This is a genomic window from Streptomyces chattanoogensis, assembly GCF_001294335.1.
Lineage (GTDB): Bacteria > Actinomycetota > Actinomycetes > Streptomycetales > Streptomycetaceae > Streptomyces > Streptomyces chattanoogensis.
In genome coordinates, this window is record NZ_LGKG01000024.1 from 179,259 (window position 1) to 202,433 (window position 23,175).

The window sequence follows — 23,175 nt, forward strand, 5'->3', positions numbered from 1 at the left end:
CACCACACCGCTTTCCCCGGCTCGCCCCCGAGCAGCTCCCGAGCCCGCCGCCGCCCCCTGACGTCCCGTCCGCCACCGGCCGACCACCCCGCCGCACCCGCGCAGAGCACCGCCGCCGCAGCCAGCCCCAAGGCCCACCTCACCGCTCGTCGCCTCGCTCGCAGAGCTCCGTCAACCGCCCCCAGCCACGGGCCTCCTGGAAGCCGTCCGGGGCCCAGAGCGCCGCCGGTACGGTCACCACGAAGCCGTCGCGGTCCCGCTCCAGGACATGGATCTCGGCGATCCGCCGACGGCCGGAGCGGTCGCGTACGAGATGGAGGACGACCGAGAGCGCGGCCGCCAGCTGGCTGTGCAGGGCGGCCCGGTCCAGCCCGGCCGTCGAACCGAGGGCCTCCAGGCGCGCGGGGACGTCGCACGCGGCATTGGCATGCACCGTGCCGGAGCCGCCCTCATGCCCCGTGTTCAGGGCCGCCAGCAGATCGGTGACCTCGGCGCCGCGCACCTCGCCGACCACCAGCCTGTCCGGCCTCATGCGCAGCGCCTGCCGGACGAGGTCCCGCAGCGTCACCCGCCCGATGCCCTCCTGGTTGGCGGGGCGGGTCTCCAGCCGCACCACATGGGGATGGTCCGGCCGCAGCTCCGCCGAGTCCTCGGCCAGGACGAGCCGCTCGGCCGGGCCGACCAGTCCCAGCAGGGTGCTGAGCAGCGTCGTCTTGCCCGAGCCCGTCCCCCCGGAGATCAGGAACGACAGCCGGGCGGCCAGCAGCGCCGTGAGCAGCCGGTCGCCGCCCGGTGGCACCGTCCCGGCCGCCACCAGGTCCGCGAGGGTGAAGGCTCGGGGGCGCAGCACCCGCAGGGACAGACAGGGCCCGGCGACCGCCACCGGGGGCAGCACGGCATGCAGCCGGGTGCCGTCCGGAAGGCGGGCGTCGACCCAGGGGCGGGCGTCGTCGAGACGGCGCCCGGCCACCGCCGCCAGCCGCTGCGCGAGCCGGCGCACCTCCGCCGCGTCCCGGAAGCGCACCCCCGTACGCTCCAGCCCGCCGCCCCGGTCCACCCACACCTCGTCGGGCGCGGTGACCAGCACGTCCGTCACCTCCGGCGCGGCCAGCAGCGGCTCCAGCGGCCCGCTGCCCACCATCTCGGACCGCAACGCGGCCACCACACCCAGCACTTCGGCGTCCCCCAGGAGCCGCCCCTCCGCGCGCAGCGCCACCGCGACCCGGGCCGGTGTCGGCTCCGCCCCGGCCTCGGCCAGCCGCCTGCGCACCCCGTCCAGCAGGTCCTGGCCGGTCATGCGCGCACACCGCCCCGGACGGCCGTGAAGTCCGGCCGGCCGCCGGACGGGCGGGGCCGCCGGGGTGACGGCTCCGACGGCACCGGCACCCGCTCCCAGAAGCCCGTACAGAACCGCGCCAGCGGCCCCCGCGGATTCACCCCCGGCGGCACACCCCGGGACAGATCCCCCAACAGGCCCGCCTCCCAGGCAAGTTCACCGGCCGGAGGAAGCTCCAGCAGGCGGGCGATCTCATCCGGCGGCAGGCCGGGATCCGGCCCGGGGACACCGCGCGCCACCGTCCGCAGATCGCCGAGCACCGCCCGTACGCCGACCGCCACCCGCCGCGCCGCCGCGATCGCGCGCAGCTCCGCGGGGACGACCAGCAGGCCCACATCCACCTGGGCCAGCGCCTCCGTCACCGTCTCGTCGACCCTGCGGGGCAGATCCGCCACCACGACACCGCCCCGTCGGCGCGCGGCCGCCAGCACCGACCGCATCGCAGGCGGTGGAATGGCGACCTCGCCGCCCCGGTCCCAGCTGAGCACCCGCAGGGAGTGCAGCAGCGGCAGCGACTCCGCCAGGGCGCCGCCGGCGACCCGGCCGCGCGATTCCGAGAAGGCGGGCCAGCGCAGGCCCCGCTCCTTCTCCCCGCCCAGCAGGACATCGAGCCCGCCGCCCAGGGGGTCGCCGTCCACCAGCATCGTGCGCGCTCCCGTACGGGCCGCCGTGACGGCGAGGGCGCAGGCCAGGGTGCTCGCGCCGGCCCCGCCGCGGCCGCCGATGACGCCGACCGTGAGGGCCGGCGGCCCGGCCCCCTCGGCGGCGTCGGCGATCCGGTCGACCAGCCAGCGCTCGCCGTCGGGAAGGGCCAGCACCCGTTCCGCCCCGATGGCCACGGCCCGGTGCAGGAGCGCGGGATCATCGGCGTCGCGCCCGGCGAGGACCACGCCCTCCCGGCGCCCGGCACCGCGCAGCCGGGCCGCGCAGTCCGCCCCGACGATCACCAGCGGCGCCGCCTCCCAGGCCCCGCCACGGGCCGGCGGGCCGTGTCCCACCTCGGGCAGCACACCGGCCGCCGCACACAGCCGCAGAAGATCATCGAGAAGCCGTTCGTCCTCGGTGAGGATCAGCGGCCCGCCCCGCCCGTCCTCGCTCCGGCCCGACCGGCCGGCCGTCCTGGATCCCGCCACGTTCCGTCCCCCTGTCGCTACAGAACTCGTCCATACGCGAACTCACACGTCCGTGAACTCGCGGACTTTCACGGTGCAGCGATCGGGAAAATCCCGTGGATCTTGGCCCAAATCTGTGGACAACTCCCCGCCTGTGAATATCCCCGTCACCTATTCCAGCGACCCGGACGACTACTTCCGGGGTGCAGAGCGGGACGACGACCGACAAGGAGATCGCAAGGGGAAACGCAAGAACAACGTAAGGAGAGCGCAAGAAGTACAGGAACCCGTGGAGAGGCTTTCACAGAGCAGCGCGTCAACTACGGACAGTCACGAACGGCAGCCGTCGGCAGGGGCCGTGGCGCAAGCGAAGGGGAAGGGCCCCATCCGGGCCCGGCGGCGCAAAAGGCGCCCGGACATGCGACGACCCCCGCCGGGGGGGAGAGCGGGGGTCGTCCCCACGGCCGACTCGGGGGGGGAGGAGCCGGACCGGGTTAGCACGGTCGCGAACGATCCGTGACTTCCATGGTGTACCCGAGAGCCTTCTCAGGCAAACCCACGCGCCACACCTTACGCCGAATGGTTGGCCCCTATGCTCACCCCGTGGAAAACCACTCCGTGCCTCACTCGACGCCCCGTACTGCCGCGTTCTTCGACTTGGACAAGACCGTCATTGCAAAGTCGAGCACGCTGACCTTCAGCAAGTCGTTCTACCAAGGCGGCCTGATCAATCGACGTGCCGTCCTGCGTACCGCATATGCCCAGTTCGTGTTCCTCGCCGGCGGCGCCGATCACGACCAGATGGAGCGGATGCGCGAATATCTCTCCTCGCTCTGCCGCGGCTGGGATGTGGCCCAGGTGCGGGAGATCGTCGCCGAAACGCTGCACCAGCTGATCGATCCGATCATTTACGACGAGGCGGCCTCGCTCATCGAGGAGCACCATGCCGCCGGGCGGGACGTCGTCATCGTCTCCACCTCCGGGGCCGAGGTCGTCGAGCCGATCGGCGAACTCCTGGGCGCCGACCGGGTGGTGGCCACCAGGATGGTGGTCGGCGAGGACGGCCGCTTCACCGGCGAGGTGGAGTACTACGCATACGGCCCCACCAAGGCGCAGGCGGTCCGGGAGCTCGCCGCGTCCGAGGGCTACGACCTGGAGCGCTGCTACGCCTACAGCGATTCGGTGACCGACATCCCGATGCTGGAGGCGGTCGGGCACGCCTTCGCGGTCAATCCGGACCGGGCGCTGCGCCGCGAGGCGGTGGCGCGCGGCTGGCCGGTGCTCATGTTCAACCGTCCGGTGCCGCTCAAGCAGCGGCTGCCGGCACTCTCGCTGCCCCCGCGGCCGGTCCTCGCCGCGGTCGCGGCGGTGGGCGCGGCGGCCGCCACCGCGGGCCTGGTCTGGTACGCGAGCCGGCGCCGGACGGCGGCGGAACGCCTCGCCCGCATTGCCCGCATTTGAAGCCAAACGTAAATATCTGCTGCCTGGGGTTCCGCTTGCCCCGCATCAGTAGTACAAAGGACTTAACGGCCCGCGAGACCAAGGACATCCGAGAGGACTACCTAGAAACGCAGCAAGGCCCCACGGACCGATGCATGAATGTCGGGCACCCACGCGACGCCGACCCCTCGATTAGGGGCCAGCCGCACCAGGTAACGGACAAAGTTTCCGACCTGATGGGCAAAATATCGTGCACGCATGGTCACGCGACGGACATGCCAGCGGCGGTACCAGAGCAGTACAGGTACCGCCGCAACCCCTTTTCAGGGCAATTGCGTTGAGCCACTCCGCTCGGCCCTTGCGTTATCCCCCGTGTTAAGCCTCCGCGTTGAGCTCCTGCGCAGAGCCCGTGCGTTGAGTGTGGTTAAAGGCCAGTTAAGGGCGCCGCCCTTTAGGACGAGCGCCCTTAACGCTGCTTATACCGCCGGGCCGACGAATATCGACGATTCCGCTTGCGCCCGCTGCCCCGCTACCGCTTACGCCGCACCGCGCTGCAGCGCCTCGCAGACCGCGGTGCTCTCCCGCGCCCCCAGGTCCACCGCGCGCCCGCAGTGCGCGATCCACGCCGCGACGCCCTCCGGGGTGCCCGAGGCGTAGCCCTCCAGGGCGGCCGTATAGGCCGCTCGCCCCAGTTCGGCGTGCCCGACCTCGGCCGGACAGATCGACTTCGGGTCCAGCCCGCTGCCGACCAGCACGATCCGCTCGGCGGCCCGCGCGACCAGCCCGTTGTACGAGCCGAAGGGCCGCAGCGCCAGCAGCTCGCCGTGCACCACCGCGGCCGTCACCAGGGCCGGGGCCTCGGTGCCGGCCAGCAGCAGCCGCGACAGGCCGTCCAGACGCCCCGCCACCTCGTCGGCGTCCGGCAGCGGCAGCCCGACGAGCGGCTCGTCCACCGGCTCGCCCGCCAGTCGCGGCCGGCCCACCGTCTCGTCCGCCGCCCCACCGCCGGCCGCCACCAGATGCAGCCGCGCCAGCACCCGCAGCGGCGACTGCCGCCACACGCTCAGCAGCTGTCCGGCCTCGGCGGTCAGCCGCAGCGCCGCGCCGACCGTCCGCGGCTCGCCCTCCACACCGAAGTCGGAGCGCCGCCGGACCTCTTCGAGCGCCCAGTCGGCCCCCGCGAGCGCCGCGGAACCGCGCGCTCCGCGCAGCGCCGCCTCGGAGCTGACCTCATTGCTGCGGCGTCGCATGATCCGGTGCCCGTAGACCCGGTCGACGCCCTTGCGTACGGAGTCCACGGCATCGGCGACCCCCGGGAGCGACGCCAGGGCGGCGAGCGGGTCGGCACTCGGGGTCGAGGGGGCGGGGGCCGGGCCCCGGGAGTGTGCAGCCATGGGTACGACCCTACGCATCACCAGGCCACACCCCTCGAAGGAGTGGTCTTCTTCACGTAAAGCCCTCACCCGGTGTGATCCGCCGATTACTTTGGTGAACATGAAGATCGCTTTCGTAGGCAAGGGCGGCAGCGGCAAGACCACGCTGTCCTCCCTGTTCATCCGGCATCTCGCCGCGGCCCGCGTCCCCGTGGTCGCGGTGGACGCCGATATCAACCAGCACCTGGGCGCCGCCCTCGGCCTGGACGAGCAGGCGGCCGCCGCGCTCCCCGCGATGGGCGCCCATCTCCCGTTGATCAAGGACTACTTGCGCGGCAGCAACCCCCGGCTCCGCTCCGCCGAGACCATGATCAAGACCACCCCGCCCGGTGAGGGCTCCCGCCTGCTGCGGGTCCGTGAGGACAATCCCGTCTACGACGCCTGCGCCCGGACCGTACCGCTGGACGACGGCTCCGTACGGCTGATGGCGACCGGCCCGTTCACCGAGTCCGATCTGGGCGTGGCCTGCTACCACTCCAAGGTCGGCGCGGTCGAGCTGTGCCTCAACCACCTGGTGGACGGGCGCGAGGAGTATGTCGTCGTCGACATGACGGCCGGTTCGGACTCCTTCGCCTCCGGGATGTTCACCCGTTTCGACATGACCTTCCTGGTGGCCGAGCCGACCCGTAAGGGCATTGCCGTCTACCGCCAGTACAAGGAGTACGCCCGGGACTTCGGCGTCCCCCTCAAGGTGGTGGGCAACAAGGTGCAGAGCCCGGACGACCTGGCGTTTCTGCGCTCCGAGGCGGGCGACGACCTGCTGGTGACCGTCGGGCACTCCGACTGGGTGCGCGCCATGGAGAAGGGCCGCCAGGCCCCCTTCGCGCAGCTGGAGGAGGCCAACCGTGGCGCCCTCGAGGTGCTGCACGGCGCCGCGGACGCCTCGTACGAGCGCCGCGACTGGGAGCGCTACACCCGCCAGATGGTGCACTTCCACCTCAAGAACGCGGAGAGCTGGGGCAACGCCAAGACGGGCGCCGACCTTGCCGCCCAGGTCGACCCCGCCTTCGTCCTGCTGGAGGAAGCGGCTACTCCGCAGCCGGCCTGATCCGCGCATCCGCCCCGGCGGGCAGCACCGGTGCGGCCGGCCTGCCCGCCGGTCCGTAGGGGGCGCCGCCGGTGTCCCCGGCGAGATACGACGCCCAGCCGCCCTGCGGGGACTCGCCCACCGAGAGTTCCTGCAGTCTGGCCAGCACCTCGGGCTGCTGTGCGTCCAGCCAGTCGGCCAGCTGCTTGAAGCTGACGCACCGTACGCCCCTCCTGGGGCAGATGGCCTTGATGGCCTGCTCGACGGCCGTCATGTAGGTGCCGCCGTTCCAGGACTCGAAGTGGTCGCCGATGAACAGCGGGGCGCGGTTGCCGCGATAGGCGCGCTCGAAGCCCGCCATGATGCCGTCGAGCATCTGCCTGCCCCAGGTGGCGTGCATCGCGCGGTTGCCGTGGGTGGTGCCCGACTGGTTGGCGAGGAAGTTGTAGTCCATCGCGAGGGCCTCGAAGGCCCGGCCGGGCAGCGGAATCTGCTGCAGCGGGAAGTCCCAGATGCCGTCGGTCCGGTGCGGCCAGGTCTGCCGTCCGCCGGAGGAGCTGGCGTCGTAGCGGAAGCCCATCTCCTTGGCGGCGGGTATCAGATTGTGCTGCCCCTCCAGGCACGGTGCCCGCCCGCCGACGAGTTCCCGGGAGTAGTCGAACGGCAGTGGCGGCTCGGATATCAGGCCCGAGTTGGTCTTCCAGTGGGTGACGAAGTCCTCGGCCTGCTCGATCTCGCTGACCCATTCGCCCGGCGTCCAGACGCCGACGCCCCGGGGGCCGCAGAAGTGGCCGTTGAAGTGCGTGCCTATCTCGTGACCCTCCTGCCAGGCGCCGCGCAGCTGCGCCACGGTGTCCCTGGTCCCCCGGACGTCGTTGAAGCCGATCGCCGAGGTGCCGGGGGTGTGCCGGGGCGGGGCGTACAAGTCCCGTTTGTCCTCCGGGAGCAGGTAGACGCCGCTGAGGAAGAACGTCATGGTCGCCTGGTATTTCCTGCCGACCGCCCGGAAGCGCGAGAAGAGTTTCCTGCTGTCCTCGCCCGCGCCGTCCCAGGAGAACACCACGAACTGCGGGGGCCGTTTGCCCGGCTCGAGGCGCAGGGGTGTGGGCTGAAGGGGCTGTTCGCCGGTGTACGCGGTCGAGCCGTCGCCGATCAGCCGGACCGTCCGGGCGGGGGCCTGCGGCACGGGCCGTCCCCTCCTGGTGTGCTGCGGCGGGCCGCCGCGCGAGGGCCCGCCGCAGCCGCCGGCTATCGCGGCCAGCGCCACCGCCGCGGCTATCGACGCCGTGAGCTTCGTCGGTGCTGCCATCGAGCCTCCTTCGCCTGCCCCCGAGTGATCCCGAGTGATCAATCAGAAGGACTACCCGTAAGTGAAGGAACACGGAGAAACAGAGGGAAAAGAGAGCCCAATAGTCATAAGAATCACCCGATAGATGGAACGACGGCCCTGTATGCCCGAAAAAGCTTCTCTCTCCCTTTACACGTCATTACGATCCATTTACCGATGCTTGAGAGTCACCGGACCGCCACCCCACGCACGGCCCGTCCGGCCGGCTCGCGTCCCGCCGCAGTACACCGCCGCCCACGATCGCGCCCCGCGCGACCGCGTCGCCCCGGAGGAGACGGGAATGTCGCAGATCGAGAAGTCGCCACCGCCGAAGCCGCGCGCCCCGCACCCCGCCGAAATCCCGCCCGAGGTCCGTACGGACTCCGTGCCCGAGCCGCGCGCCGAGGGAGCCGGCCGGGCCTTCCGGCGGGACCTCCCCGCCTCGGTCGTCGTCTTCCTGCTCGCCGTCCCGCTCTCGCTCGGCATCGCCCTCGCCACCGGCGCCCCACCGCAGGCCGGGCTGGTCGCCGCGGCCGTCGGCGGCATCGTCGCCGGTCTGCTCGGCGGCGCACCGCTCCAGGTCAGCGGCGCGGCCACCGGCCTCCTCGTGGTCACCGCCGACCTCGTCCAGCGGTACGGCTGGCGCGCCACCTGCGCCATCACCGTCCTGGCCGGGCTCGCCCAACTCGCCCTCGGGGCACTGCGGGTGGCCCGCGCGGCGCTGGCCATCAGCCCGGCGATCGTGCACGGCATGCTCGCCGGAATCGGCGTCACGATCGCCGTCGGCCAGCTCCATGTGGTGCTCGGCGGCAGCCCCGACAGCTCGGCGCTCGCCAACGCCGCCGCACTGCCCCGCCAGCTGGAGCATCCGCACGCCGCGGCGCTGCTGGTCGGCGCCGTCACCGTCGCCGTACTGGCCGGCTGGAAGCGGCTGCCGGGGCGCGGCGGGCGCTGGGCGCGCAGCGTCCCGCCCCCGCTGGCCGCCGTCCTCGCCGCGACGGCCGTCAGCACCGGGACGGCGCTGCCGCGGGTCGATCTGCCGTCCTGGCGGCTGCCCGAGCTGCCCGAGCTGCCCGACGCCTCCTGGCCGGCCGTCGCCGCAGCGGTGCTGACCGTCACCCTGGTGGCCGGCGTGGAGTCGCTGCTGTCGGCGGTGGCGGTCGACCGCCTGGCAGCCGAGCGGCCCGCCGCCCCCGGGGGCCGGGCCCACCTCGACCGCGAGCTGGCCGGGCAGGGCGTCGCCAACGTCGTCTCCGGGCTGCTGGGCGGCATGCCGGTCTCCGGTGGCGCGATGCGCGGCTCGGCGAATGTGAAGGCGGGGGCGGCGACCCGTCGGGCCACCGTGCTGCACGGCGTCTGGGTGCTGCTCTGCGCGGGCCTGCTGGCCGGGACGCTGGAGCTGATCCCACTGGCCGCGCTCGCCGCCCTGGTGATGGTCGTCGGCGTACGGATGGTGAGCTTCGCGCACATCCGCCATGTGCAGCGGCACCGCGAATTCCCGGTGTACGCCGCCACCTTGGGCGCGGTCGTGGTGCTCGGTGTGCTGCAGGGCGTGGCAACCGGAATCGCAGTCTCGGTGTTTCTTGCACTGAGGAGACTGACGCACACCCGGGTCACCGTGACCGAGGAGGAGGACTGCCACCGGGTGCGGGTCAGCGGGCAGTTGACGTTTCTGGCGGTGCCGCGGCTGACCCGGGCGCTGGCCCTGGTGCCGGACCGCGCCAATGTCGTCATCGAGCTGTGCGGTTCGTTCATGGACCATGCCGCCTACGAGGCGCTGCGGTCCTGGTCCGCGGGGCATCGTGCGCACGGTGGCTGGGTCACCCTGGGAGGCCGCTCGGGCCGCCCGATCGCCGAGCCGGCCAGCGCGCACTCCTGCCGTCCCTGGACACCCTGGCGCAACCACCACTGCACCCGGCCCGGCCCGGCGGGCGAGCCCGTGGCACAGAGCAGCGGCAGCCAACTGCTGGGCGGCGTCAGCGCGTTCCAGCGGCATACCGCCCCGCTGGTGCGCGAGGAGCTGGCCCGTCTGGCGCGCGAGGGGCAGCGGCCCACCCAGCTGTTCCTGACCTGCGCCGACTCCCGGCTGGTCACGAGCATGATCACGTCCAGCGGTCCGGGCGATCTGTTCACCGTGCGCAATGTCGGCAACCTGATGCCGCCGCCCGGTTCGGAGGCCTCCTGCGACTCGGTGGCGGCGGCGATCGAGTACGCCGTGGAGGTGCTGCGGGTCGGTTCGATCACGGTGTGCGGGCATTCGGGGTGCGGGGCGATGGGGGCACTGCTGGCCTCCGCCGCACCGGACGAGGCCGAGCCGACGCCGCTCGCCCGGTGGCTGCGGCACGGCCGCCCGAGCCTGGCCCGCATGGCGCGCATCGGACGGCTGGGCAGGGGCGAAGTCGCCCTCAGCAACCGGCCGGTGGCCGACGACCAGGAGCGGCTGGCGCTCGTCAACGTCCTGCAGCAGCTCGACCACCTGCGGGCGCACCCGTGTGTGGCCCGCCGGGTGGCGGAGGGCACGCTCGTGCTGCACGGCATGTACTTCCATGTCGGCGACGCTCAGGCGTATGTGCTCGACGAGGCCGGCGGGCACTTCTCGGCGGTCCGCGGCGAGCCGGCGCCGGCCCGGGTCTGACCTGCGCCGGGCCGCCGAACGGCCCTGCGGCGGACCAGGTCTTGACAGGTCTACACCAATAATTGTCCACAGCCCTTGTCATGGCCGGGCGCGGGCTGATGAGCTATGAGCGGGACACATCGGACGCCCTGGGAATGGGAGAAGTTGTGAGCAACGAAAGCCTGGCCAACCTGCTCAAGGAGGAGCGGCGGTTCGCGCCGCCCGCCGATCTGGCCGCGAGTGCCAACATCACGGCCGCCGCGTACGAGCAGGCCGCGGCGGACCGGCTGGGCTTCTGGGCCGAGCAGGCCAAACGCCTCACCTGGGCGGTCGAGCCGAGCGAAACGCTCGACTGGTCCAACCCGCCCTTCGCGAAGTGGTTCGCCGACGGCAAGCTCAATGTCGCCTACAACTGCGTCGACCGCCATGTGGAGAACGGCCTGGGCGACCGGGTCGCGATCCACTTCGAGGGCGAGCCCGGCGACACCCGCGCGATCACCTACGCCGAGCTCCAGCGCGAGGTCTCCAAGGCCGCCAACGCCCTGATCGAGCTGGGCGTGACGACCGGCGACCGGGTGGCCATCTACATGCCGATGATCCCGGAGACGGTCATCGCCATGCTGGCCTGCGCCCGCCTGGGCGCCCCGCATTCGGTCGTCTTCGGCGGCTTCTCCGCGGACGCGCTGGCGACGCGCATCGAGGACGCCGACGCCCGGGTCGTCATCACCGCGGACGGCGGCTACCGGCGCGGCAAGCCGAGCGCGCTCAAGCCGGCCGTGGACGAGGCGCTCACCAGGCCCGGCACGGACAACGTCCGCAGCGTCCTCGTCGTCCGCCGCACCGGCCAGTCCCTCGACGAGGCGGGAGGGACCTGGAAGGACGGCCGCGACGTGTGGTGGCACGAGATCGTCGAGCGGCAGAGCGAGCGGCACACGCCCGAGGCGTTCGACGCCGAGCATCCGCTGTTCATCCTCTACACCTCCGGGACGACGGGTAAGCCCAAGGGCATCCTGCACACCACCGGCGGCTACCTCACCCAGGTGTCGTACACCCACCACGCGGTCTTCGACCTCAAGCCGGAGACCGACGTCTACTGGTGCACCGCCGACGTCGGCTGGGTGACCGGCCACTCGTACATCACCTACGGCCCGCTCTCCAACGGCGCGACGGAGGTGCTCTACGAGGGCACCCCCGACACTCCTCACCAGGGCCGCTGGTGGGAGATCGTGCAGAAGTACGGCGTGACGATCCTCTACACCGCGCCGACCGCGATCCGCGCCTGCATGAAGTGGGGCGACGACATCCCGGCGAAGTTCGATCTGTCCTCGCTGCGGGTGCTCGGCTCGGTCGGTGAGCCGATCAACCCCGAGGCGTGGATCTGGTACCGCAAGCACATCGGGGCGGATGCCACGCCGATCGTCGACACCTGGTGGCAGACCGAGACCGGCGCGATGATGCTCAGCCCGCTGCCGGGCGTCACGGAGACCAAGCCCGGGTCGGCGCAGCTGCCGCTGCCCGGCATCTCGGCGACCGTGGTGGACGACGACGCCAACGAGGTCCCCGACGGCGCCGGCGGCTATCTGGTCCTCACCGAGCCGTGGCCGTCGATGCTGCGCACCATCTGGGGCGACGACCAGCGCTATCTGGACACGTACTGGTCCCGTTTCGCGGGCAAGTACTTCGCGGGCGACGGCGCCAAGAAGGACGAGGACGGCGACATCTGGCTGCTGGGCCGGGTGGATGACGTCATGCTCGTCTCCGGGCACAACATCTCCACCACCGAGGTGGAGTCGGCGCTGGTCTCGCACCCGAAGGTGGCCGAGGCGGCGGTCGTCGGCGCCACCGACCCGCAGACGACCCAGGCCATCTGCGCCTTCGTCATCCTGCGCGGCGGCGCGGCGGAGGACGAAGGCCTGGTCGACGAGCTGCGCGCACATGTCTCCCAGCAGCTCGGCCCGATCGCCAAGCCGAAGCGGATCCTGCCGGTCGCGGAGCTGCCCAAGACCCGTTCCGGCAAGATCATGCGGCGGCTGCTGCGCGATGTGGCCGAGAACCGCGACCTCGGTGACGTCACCACGCTCACCGACTCCTCGGTCATGGACCTGATCCAGGCGAAGCTGCCGAGCGCGGCCAGCGAGGACTGAGCGGGACCGCTCACGGAGGGGGCACCGGGCCGTCACGGCCGGGTGCCCCCTCCGTCGCACTCCGGCGGCCTCGCGCCCGATATGCCCGTAAAGTGATGGCCACCGAATAGCTCCTCGCACTCGCCCGGTAAAGTAGGAAGTGCGTTAATGACACGCCAAGAAACTCAGGGTGCGCCGGGAAGTCTGGTCGGCAACTGCAACAGCCGTACACAGCTGCCGAATTGACCGGAGGTCACCCCGTGAGCGCGACGAAGCCCCGCCGTTCCATATTTCTCGGGCGGATGCCGCTCCCCGAGCGAAACTTCGTCGCGGATGCGCTGCGCGCCGAGACCGTCGGCGGCGTTCTGCTCCTCGCCGCCGCCGTCATAGCCCTGATCTGGGCAAACACCCTGAGCGGCAGCTACGCGGCGATACGCGACTTCCACCTCGGACCCGCCTCGCTGGGCCTGGATCTGTCCGTCCAGCACTGGGCCGCCAACGGCCTGCTCGCGATCTTCTTCTTCGTCGCCGGCATCGAGCTCAAGCGCGAACTGGTCGCCGGCGAACTGCGCGACCCCAAGGCCGCCGCCCTCCCGGTCGTCGCCGCGGTCTGCGGTATGGCGACGCCCGCGATCGTCTACGCCGTCGTCAACGGCATCGGCGGCGGCTCGCTCCAGGGCTGGGCGGTCCCCACCGCCACCGACATCGCCTTCGCGCTCGCGGTCCTCGCCGTCATCGGCACCTCCCTGCCCTCCGCACTGCGCGCCTTCCTGCTCACCCTCGCCGTCGTCGACGACCTCTTCGCAATCCTGATCATCGCGGTCTTCTTCACCTCGACGATCAATTTCCTGGCGCTCGGCTTCGCCGTCATCGGCCTGGCGCTCTTCTACCTGCTGCTCCGCAAGGGCGTCCGCGGCTGGTACGTCTACGTCCCCCTGGCGCTGGTCATCTGGGGCCTGATGGAGAACAGCGGGGTGCACGCCACCATCGCGGGCGTCGCCATGGGCCTGATGCTGCGCTGCCACCGGCGCGACGGCGAGGACCGGTCCCCCGGCGAACGCATCGAGCATCTGGTCCGCCCGCTCTCGGCCGGCCTCGCGGTGCCGCTGTTCGCCCTCTTCTCCGCGGGCGTGTCCATCGCCGGCGGCGCGGTCCACGACGTCTTCACCCGGCCCGAGACGCTCGGCGTCGTCCTCGGCCTGGTGGTCGGCAAGGCACTGGGCGTCTTCGGCGGCACCTGGGTCACCGCCCGCTTCACCAAGGCGGAACTCAACCCCGACCTCAAGTGGCCGGATGTCTTCGCCGTCGCGACCCTGGCCGGAATCGGCTTCACGGTCTCACTGCTCATCGGCGAACTGGCCTTCTCCGAGGACCTCGCGCTGGCCTCCGAGATCAAGGCATCGGTGCTGATCGGCTCCCTGCTCGCCGCCGTGTGCGCGGCCGTGCTCCTCAAGCTCCGCAACAACAAGTACCGCACGCTGTGCGAGGACGAGGAGCGCGACGAGGACCACGACGGCATCCCCGACATCTACGAACTCGACAAGCCCGAATACCACCTTCGGATGGCCGCGATCCTCGAGGCAAAGGCCGCCGAACACCGCCGCCTTGCCGAAGTGGCCGCCCGCACCCACGCCGGGGACGATGGTCCGGCATGATCTGAGAGGCTTTGCCATCCGGGCGAAGAGAAGAGGGAGACGGCGATGAGCGCAGCCGACGGCGGCACGGACCGCAGCCTCGGGCAGTTGGTGGCCACGGCCACCGCCGAGATGTCCGCACTGGTGCACGACGAGATCGCGCTGGCCAAGGCGGAGCTGCGGCAGGACGCCAAGCGGGCCGGCATCGGCGGCGCCGCCTTTGTGGTGGCGGGTGCGCTGGCGCTGTTCGCGCTGCCGGTGCTCAGCTTCGCGGCGGCGTACGGCATCCACAACCTCGGCATGGGGCTCGCCTGGTCCTTCCTGATCGTGGGCGGCGCGTTCCTCGTCCTCGCCGCGCTGCTGGTACTGATCGCCACGGCCAAGATCAAGAAGATCAAGAAGCCGGAGAAGTCGATCAGCTCCGCCAAGGAGACCGCTGCTGTACTGCAGAAGGCCAAGCCGCACCCGCGCGTCGCGCCGGAGGAGCACCCGGTCCTGGAGTCTGTGACACGCTCGTCCGTATGACAGCCCCTGACAGCACCACCTCGGTCGTACACCTCGACGTTCCCGGCAGGGGGAACAAGAGGGTGTCGCACCGGGACGTCGCGGCGAACGGCGCGCGCTTCCACATCGCCGAGATGGGCGACGGCCCCCTGGTGCTCCTGCTGCACGGCTTTCCGCAGTTCTGGTGGACCTGGCGCCACCAGCTGCCCGCGCTCGCCGACGCGGGCTTCCGGGCGGTCGCGATGGACCTGCGGGGCGTCGGCGGCAGCGACCGCACCCCGCGCGGCTACGACCCCGCGAACCTCGCCCTCGACATCACGGGCGTCGTACGGTCCCTGGGCGAGCCGGACGCGGCGCTGGTCGGGCACGATCTGGGCGGCTATCTGGCCTGGACCGCGGCGGTGATGCGGCCCAAGCTGGTGCGCCGGCTCGCGGTCGCCTCGATGCCGCACCCGCGGCGCTGGCGCTCGGCGATGCTCGCAGACGTACGGCAGAGCGCCCGCAGCTCGCACATCTGGAACTTCCAGCGGCCCTGGCTGCCCGAGCGCCGGCTCACCGCGGACGACGCGGCGCTGGTCGGCCGCATGATCCGCGACTGGTCCGGGCCGCGGCTGCCCGAGGACGACGCCGTCGCGGTCTACCAGCGGGCGATGAGCATCCCCTCCACGGCGCACTGCTCGATCGAGCCGTACCGCTGGATGGTGCGGTCGATGGCCCGCCCGGACGGCATCCAGTTCAACCGCCGGATGAAGATGCCGGTCCGGGTCCCCACGCTCCACCTGCACGGATCCCTCGACCCGGTGATGCGCACCCGCAGCGCGGCCGGCTCCGGCGAGTATGTGGAGGCCCCGTACCGGTGGCGGCTCTTCGACGGGCTGGGGCACTTCCCGCACGAAGAGGACCCCGCGGCGTTCTCCACCGAGCTGATCAACTGGCTGAAGGACCCGGAACCGGACCGCTGAGGAGCCGGGAGCCCGGGGAAGCGCCGGAAGCGTCCGGGCGACCGTTCGCCACCACATCGAACGTTCGTGTGGCGAACCGCCAATTGCCTGGCGCATAGGCCAATTGGCGGCCCCCGGGGCGGTTACGGACCTTGGGGCCCGGGCAGTGTCGTGGGTATGGGCTGGACGCACGACTACCGTGACGTGGCACGCAACCGCCGCAGCAGTGCCGCTGCAGTGGGCACTCGGGAGAGGGAAACCCCGGATCTTGGATCCGGCGGCTCCCCCGGACCCGCGCACCCTATGGGAATTCCGCGCATCCTGCGCCGGAGAGCGCGCTGGATGAGTGCGCGCCTGCGCCATCCGCGCAGCTGAGCCGCCGCGCCCCGGCGCGCGCCCGGCGCGGGAAACATCCGCCCCCGCGCCGCCTGCGCCCCGTCTGCCGCCTCAGATCGCGCAACCCTGGCTGTTGACCTCCCGCACGGCCGTACGCCCCTTGGTGACGTCCCCGCGGACCTCGTCGGCGGTCAGCGCGTAGCCGGTACGGGAGTCGTCCAGCGACTTCGCAAAGACGACGCCGTAGACCTCGCCCTTGGGGGTGAGCAGCGGGCCGCCGGAGTTGCCCTGCCGGACCGTGGCGTAGAGGGAGTAGACGTCCCTGCTGACCGTGCCGCGGTGGTAGATGTCCGGGCCGTTGGCCTCGATGCGGCGGCGGATACGGGCCGCGCGGACGTCATAGCCGCCGTTCTCCGGGTAGCCGGCGACGATGGCGCTCTTGCCGCTGGTCCCGTCCGTGGCGGCGAACTTCAGCGCCGGGGCCTTCAGCGTGGGCACGTCCAGGACGGCGATATCGCGCCGCCAGTCGTAGAGCACCACCCTGGCGTCGTACTGCCGGCCCTCGCCGCCCACCTGGACGGTCGGCCGGGTGACGCCTCCGACGACATGCGCATTGGTCATCACGCGGTGGCTGCCGAAGACGAATCCGGTGCCTTCGAGGACCTTGCCGCAGCTGGGCGCCGTACCGACGATCTTGACAATGCTGCGCTTGGCCCGCTCCGCGACCTGGCCGTTCGCCAGCCGGGGATCGGGCGGGGGCACGGAGGTGATCGGCTCGTTGGAGAACGGCGTGAAGACCTGCGGGAAGCCGTTCTGCGCGAGCGCGGAGGAGAAGTCCGCGAACCAGGTGTTGGCCTCCTGGGGGAGCACCTGGGACACACCGAGCAGCACCCGGGAGTTACGGACCTCCTTGCCGAGCGTCGGCAGCGACGTGCCCGCCAGGGCGGAGCCGATCAGCCAGGCGACCAGCAGCATCGCCACGACGTTGACCAGCGCGCCGCCGGACGCGTCCAGTGCCCGCGCCGGCGACCAGGTGATGTGGCGGCGCAGTTTGTTGCCCAGGTGGGTGGTGAGGGCCTGGCCCACCGAGGCGCAGACGATCACGATGGCGACCGCCGCGATCGCGGCGAAGGTGTTGGGCGTCGCGTCATCGGTGATCTCGTTCCAGATCACCGGCAGCAGATAGACCGCGATCAGGCCGCCTCCGAGGAAGCCGATCACGGACAGGATGCCGACGACAAAGCCTTGCCGGTAGCCGACGATCGCGAACCATACGGCGGCCAGCAGCAGCAGGATGTCCAGGACGTTCACGCCGGACACCGTCTCACGAGCGCCAGTCGAGCGGGACCTGCTTGTCACGGTCCCACGGAATCTCCCAGCCCGCGAAATGCAGGATCCGGTCGATGGCGCCGGCCGTGAAGCCCCATACCAGGGCGTTCTCGACCAGGAAGGCCGGGCCGATGTGACCGCTGGGGTGGCGGGTGGTCACCCGATGGGCCGGATCCGTGAGATCCGCCACGGGAACCGTGAAGACCCGGGCGGTCTCCGCCTGGTCCACGGCGCGGACCGGGCTCGGCTCGCGCCACCAGCCCAGGACCGGCGTCACGACGAAACCGCTGACCGGGATGTAGAGCCTCGGCAGCACGCCGAAGACCTGGACACCGGCCGGATCGAGACCGGTCTCCTCCTGGGCCTCGCGCAGCGCCGCCCGCACCGGGCCGGGCCCGTCGGGGTCGCCGTCCTCCGGATCGAGGGCGCCACCGGGGAAGGAGGGCTGGCCGGCGTGCGAGCGCAGGGTGCCGGCGCGCTCCATCAGGAGCAGCTCGGGGCCTCGGGGACCCTGGCCGAAGAGGATCAGCACCGCGGACTGCCGGCCGCCGCTCTCGGGCGGCAGGAAGCGGCTGAGCTGCCGCGGCTCTATGGTCCCGGCAGCGCGCGCCAGCGGGGCCAGCCACTCGGGCAGGCCATTGGCCGTGACGGTGGCCTCCTGGCCGTACACCGTCCCCGCGCGGGTCCCGGTCTCCTCGCCGTACTGCTCCCGTGCACTCGTCATACGCGCCCCCTCAGGCCCTGAATCCATGGTCCCTCCCCTTTTCGGGGCTTGCCCTGTGGTGGGTGAGGTCACCCGGTGGTCACCGCGGCTGCCGTCATGGGGCCGCCATCGGAGGCGCGGGCTGCCCCGGATAGTCGGCCGGCGGCTTCAGCCGCTGCCCCGGCTGGCCGCCCAGCTCGTACTTCAGCAGCTTCCTGGCCTTCTCCGGGTCCGTCTCGCCCTCGCCGTACGCGGGGCACAGGGGGGCGACGGGGCAGGCCCCGCAGGCGGGCTTGCGGGAATGGCAGACGCGGCGGCCGTGGAAGACGACGCGGTGCGAGAGCATCGTCCACTCGCTCTTGGGGAAGATCGCGGCGACATCCGCCTCGACCTTGTCCGGGTCCTCCGCGGTGGTCCAGCCGAAGCGGCGCGCCAGACGGCCGAAGTGCGTGTCGACGGTGATCCCCGGGACGCCGAAGGCATTGCCGAGTACGACATTGGCGGTCTTGCGGCCGACCCCGGGGAGCGTGACGAGATCCTCCAGGCGGCCCGGCACCTCGCCGCCGAAGCGGTCGCGCAGCGCCGCCGACAGCCCGAGCAGCGACTTCGTCTTCGCCCGGAAGAAGCCGGTCGGCCGGATCAGCTCCTCCAGCCGCTCCGGGTCCATCGCGGCCATGTCCTCGGGGGTCGGGCAGACCGCGAACAGGCGCGGGGTGGTCTGGTTGACCCTCAGATCGGTGGTCTGTGCCGAGAGCACCGTGGCGACCAGCAGCTCGAAGGGGTTGGTGAAGTCCAGCTCCGGATGGGCGTACGGATACAGCTCGGCCAGCTCCCGGTTGATCCGCCGCGCCCGCCGCACCATGGCGACCCGCGACTCGGGCTTGCGGGCGGGGGCCTTCTTGGCGGGGGCAGCCTTCTTGGCTGCGGTGGCCTTCTTCGCGGCGGTGGCCTTCTTCGCGGCGGGCGCCTTGGCCACGGCGGCCTTCTTCGTGGCGGCGTCCTTCGTCGTCGCGGTCTTCCTCGCGACCGTCTTCCCGGCGGTCTTCTTGGCGACGGCCTTCGTCGCCGCCTTCTTGGCGGCTGTCCTGGCTGCCGCCGGCTTCGCGAGCGGGGTTTCCTTCACGGCGGCCTTCTTCCCTGCCGAGGTCTTGCCTACCGGGCTCGTCGATGCGGAGGTCCGGGCGGTCGCGCCCGCCGGTATTCCGCGCTCTGCCGTCGTGTCCTTCGCCGTGTCCGTCGCCTTCCCCGCCGCCGGCCGCGACGCGCCGGACCGCTGCGCCGACGCCTTCCGGCCGGACGTCACCCCGGGGAGGGATTTGCTACTTTTATCCGTATTCGACGCATTGGTGGACGGGTGTTCGCCCACAGCGGAATCGCCCACGGCGCTCACTCGCTCAGCCCCCCAGTCCCGTGCTCTCACCGGCGTATTGGACACTCGGCCAGACTAAGGCCACCCACTGACATCCGCCCCGACCACTGTGATTCGTGACCCCAATCGGCCCCCTGCCTTATGGCTTGCGGCACCGGTCCGGCAAACTTGTGATTGATCGCACTGTTTTGCATTCCGGCATGATGGGGACCACAGTCCCCCGGAGCATGTCGACAAGGAGAGATCTCGTGGACGACGTTCTGCGGCGCGCACCGCTCTTCGCGGCGCTCGATGACGAGCAGGCGGCCGAGCTGCGCGCCTCGATGGGAGAGGTCACGCTCGCCCGCGGCGACGCCCTGTTCCACGAAGGGGACCCCGGCGACCGCCTCTACGTGGTCACCGAGGGCAAGGTGAAGCTGCACCGCACTTCCCCGGACGGCCGCGAGAACATGCTCGCCGTCCTGGGCCCCGGTGAGCTGATCGGCGAGCTCTCGCTCTTCGACCCGGGCCCGCGCACGGCCACCGCCTCGGCGCTCACCGAGGTCAAGCTGCTCGGCCTGGGCCACGGCGACCTTCAGCCCTGGCTGAACGCCCGCCCCGAGGTCGCCACGGCCCTGCTGCGCGCCGTCGCCCGCCGCCTGCGCAAGACCAACGACCAGATGTCCGACCTGGTCTTCTCCGACGTGCCGGGCCGGGTGGCCCGCGCCCTCCTGGACCTGTCGCGCCGGTTCGGCGTCCAGTCCGAAGAAGGCATCCACGTCGTGCACGACCTCACCCAGGAGGAGCTCGCCCAGCTCGTCGGCGCCTCCCGTGAGACCGTCAACAAGGCTCTCGCCGACTTCGCCGGCCGCGGCTGGCTGCGTCTGGAGGCCCGCGCCGTGATCCTCCTGGACGTCGAGCGGCTGGCCAAGCGTTCGCGCTGACACCGCGTCCGCACAAAGCCCCGAAGGGCCCCGCTCCGGCGGGGCCCTTCGCCTTTGGCGCCCACCGGCGGGTCAGGCGCGGGCCCGGCCGTGATCCGCCGGACAGGCCCTACCCCACCGGCTCCTGCTGCGTCGCGCAGTGGATCCCGCCGCCGCCCTCCGCGAGGGTGTCGACCGGGATCTGCCGGACCTCCCGCCCCGGGTACAGCTCGCGCAGCGTCCCGGCCGCGCGGTCGTCGGCCGTGCGGTCGCCGAACCGCGGCAGGATCACCGCCCCGTTGGCGACGTAGTAGTTGACGTACGAACCCAGGAAGTCCGGTCCGCGGTTGCCCGCCGCGGACACCTCCGGCAGCTCGACGATCCGCAGCCGGCGCCCGGCCGCGTCCGTGGCCTGTTCCAGGGCCGCGCGGGCCTGTTCGTACACCCGCTGCCATACGGGAGGCGCGGCCGGCTCAGGGCGGCTCAGGACGACCGTGCCGGGCTCGGCGAAGCGGGCGAGGGCGTCGATATGACAGTCCGTGATGTCCTCGCCGCGGACGCCTTCGAGCCAGATGACGGTGCGCACGCCGAGCGCCTGCCGCAGCGCCTCCTCGATGCCGTCGCGCGAACGGCCGGGATTGCGGTTGGGGTTGACCAGCGAGCTCTCGGTCGCCAGCAAGGTGCCCTCGCCGTCGGCCTCCAGGGCGCCGCCCTCGGCGACGATCCCGGCGGCGATACGGGGCGTCCCGGCGTGCCCGAGCAGACGCCGGGCGACCTGGCCGTCCCGGTGGTGGTCCTGTTTGCCGCCCCACCCGTTGAAGCCGAGGTCGACGCCCGCCACACCACCGGGGCCCGTCACAAAGACCGGCCCGCTGTCCCGTACCCACAGGTCGTCCACCGGGACGGGCAGGATCTCCACCCCCGAACCGTCCGCTGCGCCCGCCCCGCAGGCCCGGCGGGCCCGCCGTTCCTCCTCCGGGGCGGCCAGCAGCGTCACGGGCTCGTACGCGGCGAGGGTCCGGGCCAGGCGGGCGACGTCCTGTTGGACGGCGGGGGTGTCCACACCCCATACGGACCCGCGGGGCGGCCAGGCCAGGTACGTACGGGCATGGGGCGCGGTCTCGGCGGGCATCGACCGGGCGTCCCCGGCCCGGTACGGAAGTTCGGTCACGGCGGGCTCCGGCTCGTCCGGGATCAGATCAGGCCATGCTCGCCCAGATAGTCCAGCTGCGCCCGTACGGACAGTTCCGCGGCCGGCCACAGGGAACGGTCCACGTCGGCGTACACACTGGCGACGACCTCGGCAGGGGTGCGATGACCGGCTTCGACCGCGGTCTCCACCTGGGCGAGCCGGTGTGCCCGGTGCGCCAGATAGAACTCCACCGCCCCCTGGGCGTCGTTCAGCACCGGCCCGTGCCCCGGCAGGACCGTTGACACCCCGTCGTCCACCGTGAGGGAACGCAGTCGCCGCAGCGAGTCCAGGTAGTCGCCCAGCCGGCCCTCGGGGTGCATGACCACCGTGGTCCCGCGCCCCAGGATCGTGTCGCCGGTCAGGACCGCGGCATCGGCCGGGAGATGGAAGGAGAGCGAGTCCGCGGTGTGCCCCGGTGTGGGCACCACGCGCAGCTCCAGGCCTCCGGTGGTGATGACGTCGCCGGCCGCCAGTCCCTCGCCGCCGAGCCGCAGCGCCGGGTCCAGCGCCCGTACGGCCGAACGGGTCAGCTCGGCGAACCGGGCGGCGCCGTCGGCGTGGTCCGGGTGGCCATGGGTCAGCAGGGTCAGCGCGATGCGCTTGCCGGCCCGTTCGGCCGTGTCGATGACCGCCTGGAGGTGGGTCTCGTCGAGCGGACCGGGGTCGATGACGACGGCGAGATCGGAGTCCGGCTCGGCGACGATCCAGGTGTTGGTGCCGTCCAGGGTCATCGCCGACGGGTTCGGCGCCAGCACACAGTGGGCGCGCGCGGTGGCCTGCCCCGAGATCACTCCGCCACGGGGCTGGCCGGGAAGGGCGGCTGCATCGGTCATGCGGGGGTCTCTCCCGAGGGGTTCGTGGTGTCCGAGGGGCTCGCGGTGCCTGACGCGCCGTCGGCAGCGCCGTCCCCCGGGCCGTCGCCGGCCGTGATGTGCTTGGTGAATTCGTCGTGCCCCGGCCAGCTCAGCACGATCCTGCCCTCCACCAGGCGCGCGCGGGCCAGCACCGGTGTCAGGTCCTGGGCCTCGGCCGCGGCCAGCGCCTCCGCGACGGTGCCGTACGGCTGGAGCGAGCGCAGCGTGGAGATGGTCGGCGGCATCATCAGCAGCTCGCCGCTGTCGTATCCGGCCGCGGCCTCCTCCGGGCGGATCCACACCGTACGGTCCGCCTCCGTGGAGGCGTTGACGGCGCGCTGGCCCTCCGGGAGCGCGGCGACGAAGAACCAGGTGTCGTAGCGCCGCGGCTCGAACTCCGGGGTGATCCAGTGCGCCCAGGCGGCGAGCAGATCGGAGCGCAGGACCAGGCCGCGGCGGCCCAGGAAGTCGGCGAAGGACAGCTCGTGGGCCACCAGGGCGGCGCGGTCGGCCGCCCAGTCCTCGCCGGTGGTGTCCGCGACGACGGAGTCGGCCGAGGCGCCCGCGAGCAGCACGCCCGCCTCCTCGAACGTCTCGCGGACCGCGGCGCAGACGATGGCCTGCGCGGTGGCCGGATCCACGCCCATCCGGACCGCCCACTGGGCGCGCGACGGCCCGGCCCAGGCCACCGGACGCTCGTCGCGCGGGTCGACGGAGCCACCCGGATACGCGTACGCGCCTCCGGCGAAGGCCATGGAGGCGCGTCTGCGCAGCATATGGACGGCGGGGCCGCGGGAGGCCGAGCCGGGGGCGGCGTCCCGCAGCAGCAGGACGGTCGCGGCCCGCCGGGGTGTGGCGGGGGTCAGCTCGCCGCTCGCGAGCGCCCGGATACGGTCCGGCCACTCCGGCGGATACCACTGGCCATTGGTCGTGGACGACATGGCCGGATGCTATGCGCTCGCACGCAGATGTTCGAGGGTCTCTCGGGCCCGGCCGGCC

Annotated in this window: 18 protein-coding genes; 8 read left to right on the forward strand and 10 right to left on the reverse strand. The window is 72.1% G+C overall.

What is annotated here, in order from left to right:
* Positions 1–139 precede the first annotated feature (139 nt).
* Positions 140–1,297 (reverse strand): TadA family conjugal transfer-associated ATPase, encoded by a 1,158-nt coding sequence (locus ADL29_RS06500; RefSeq protein ID WP_053922765.1) that lies wholly within the window; start codon positions 1,295–1,297, stop codon positions 140–142.
* Positions 1,294–2,469, reverse strand: a complete 1,176-nt coding sequence (gene ssd, locus ADL29_RS06505) for a septum site-determining protein Ssd (RefSeq protein ID WP_053922766.1) — start codon at positions 2,467–2,469, stop codon at positions 1,294–1,296. The genes ADL29_RS06500 and ssd overlap by 4 nt, the downstream gene beginning before the upstream one ends.
* Positions 2,470–3,027: 558 nt before the next feature.
* Between ssd and ADL29_RS06510 the strand changes: the two genes are divergently transcribed.
* Positions 3,028–3,909 carry an HAD family hydrolase gene (locus tag ADL29_RS06510; protein WP_046926815.1) on the forward strand — a complete coding sequence of 294 codons (882 nt, stop codon included), beginning with the start codon at positions 3,028–3,030 and terminating at the stop codon, positions 3,907–3,909.
* A 515-nt stretch (positions 3,910–4,424) separates the two neighbouring features.
* On the opposite strand, the gene ADL29_RS06515 is transcribed toward ADL29_RS06510, so the two are convergent.
* Positions 4,425–5,282, reverse strand: a complete 858-nt coding sequence (locus ADL29_RS06515) for a Fic family protein (protein ID WP_046926816.1) — start codon at positions 5,280–5,282, stop codon at positions 4,425–4,427.
* Between the two features lie 100 nt (positions 5,283–5,382).
* Between ADL29_RS06515 and ADL29_RS06520 the strand changes: the two genes are divergently transcribed.
* Positions 5,383–6,369, forward strand: a complete 987-nt coding sequence (locus ADL29_RS06520) for an ATP-binding protein (RefSeq protein ID WP_053922767.1) — start codon at positions 5,383–5,385, stop codon at positions 6,367–6,369.
* Here the strand turns inward: ADL29_RS06520 and ADL29_RS06525 are convergent.
* Positions 6,350–7,657: a polysaccharide deacetylase family protein gene (locus ADL29_RS06525; RefSeq protein ID WP_053922768.1), complete on the reverse strand. Its 1,308-nt coding sequence runs from the start codon at positions 7,655–7,657 to the stop codon at positions 6,350–6,352. The genes ADL29_RS06520 and ADL29_RS06525 overlap by 20 nt on opposite strands.
* 319 nt (positions 7,658–7,976) lie before the next feature.
* Between ADL29_RS06525 and ADL29_RS06530 the strand changes: the two genes are divergently transcribed.
* The 5 genes from ADL29_RS06530 (at position 7,977) to ADL29_RS06550 (ending at position 15,512) form a co-directional block, all read left to right on the forward strand.
* Complete coding sequence (locus ADL29_RS06530; protein ID WP_053922769.1) at positions 7,977–10,310, forward strand: SulP family inorganic anion transporter; 2,334 nt, start codon at positions 7,977–7,979, stop codon at positions 10,308–10,310.
* A 146-nt stretch (positions 10,311–10,456) separates the two neighbouring features.
* Entirely contained in the window at positions 10,457–12,433 is a 1,977-nt protein-coding gene (acs, locus tag ADL29_RS06535; protein WP_053922770.1) for an acetate--CoA ligase, read from the forward strand.
* A 281-nt stretch (positions 12,434–12,714) separates the two neighbouring features.
* Positions 12,715–14,067 (forward strand): Na+/H+ antiporter NhaA, encoded by a 1,353-nt coding sequence (nhaA, locus tag ADL29_RS06540; protein WP_245689193.1) that lies wholly within the window; start codon positions 12,715–12,717, stop codon positions 14,065–14,067.
* Between the two features lie 45 nt (positions 14,068–14,112).
* Complete coding sequence (locus tag ADL29_RS06545) at positions 14,113–14,571, forward strand: phage holin family protein (RefSeq protein WP_053922772.1); 459 nt, start codon at positions 14,113–14,115, stop codon at positions 14,569–14,571.
* Positions 14,568–15,512, forward strand: coding sequence for an alpha/beta fold hydrolase (locus tag ADL29_RS06550; protein WP_053922773.1), 945 nt, complete (start codon positions 14,568–14,570; stop codon positions 15,510–15,512). The genes ADL29_RS06545 and ADL29_RS06550 overlap by 4 nt, the downstream gene beginning before the upstream one ends.
* A 426-nt stretch (positions 15,513–15,938) precedes the next feature.
* Here ADL29_RS06550 and ADL29_RS06555 read toward each other — a convergent pair whose 3' ends face one another.
* The 3 genes from ADL29_RS06555 to nth form a co-directional block, all read right to left on the reverse strand.
* Positions 15,939–17,138: a MarP family serine protease gene (locus ADL29_RS06555; protein ID WP_053922814.1), complete on the reverse strand. Its 1,200-nt coding sequence runs from the start codon at positions 17,136–17,138 to the stop codon at positions 15,939–15,941.
* Between the two features lie 13 nt (positions 17,139–17,151).
* A complete protein-coding gene (locus tag ADL29_RS06560) occupies positions 17,152–17,880 on the reverse strand; it encodes an NUDIX hydrolase (protein ID WP_063781368.1) in 729 nt (242 codons plus the stop codon).
* Between the two features lie 94 nt (positions 17,881–17,974).
* Positions 17,975–18,982 (reverse strand): endonuclease III, encoded by a 1,008-nt coding sequence (nth, locus tag ADL29_RS06565; protein ID WP_078970801.1) that lies wholly within the window; start codon positions 18,980–18,982, stop codon positions 17,975–17,977.
* Positions 18,983–19,476: 494 nt separating this feature from the next.
* Here nth and ADL29_RS06575 point away from each other — a divergent pair, with 494 nt between their 5' ends.
* Complete coding sequence (locus tag ADL29_RS06575; RefSeq protein ID WP_006604164.1) at positions 19,477–20,151, forward strand: Crp/Fnr family transcriptional regulator; 675 nt, start codon at positions 19,477–19,479, stop codon at positions 20,149–20,151.
* A gap of 109 nt (positions 20,152–20,260) precedes the next feature.
* Here the strand turns inward: ADL29_RS06575 and ADL29_RS06580 are convergent, their stop codons facing one another.
* From ADL29_RS06580 to ADL29_RS06590, 3 genes are read right to left on the reverse strand one after another with little or no spacing between them, the layout of a single operon-like run.
* Positions 20,261–21,301 (reverse strand): agmatine deiminase family protein, encoded by a 1,041-nt coding sequence (locus ADL29_RS06580; protein ID WP_245689175.1) that lies wholly within the window; start codon positions 21,299–21,301, stop codon positions 20,261–20,263.
* 23 nt (positions 21,302–21,324) lie between these two features.
* Positions 21,325–22,155 (reverse strand): MBL fold metallo-hydrolase, encoded by an 831-nt coding sequence (locus tag ADL29_RS06585; protein ID WP_053922776.1) that lies wholly within the window; start codon positions 22,153–22,155, stop codon positions 21,325–21,327.
* Entirely contained in the window at positions 22,152–23,117 is a 966-nt protein-coding gene (locus ADL29_RS06590) for an NUDIX hydrolase (protein ID WP_053922777.1), read from the reverse strand. Before ADL29_RS06590 ends, ADL29_RS06585 begins: the two co-directional genes overlap by 4 nt.
* Between the last annotated feature and the right edge of the window lie 58 nt (positions 23,118–23,175).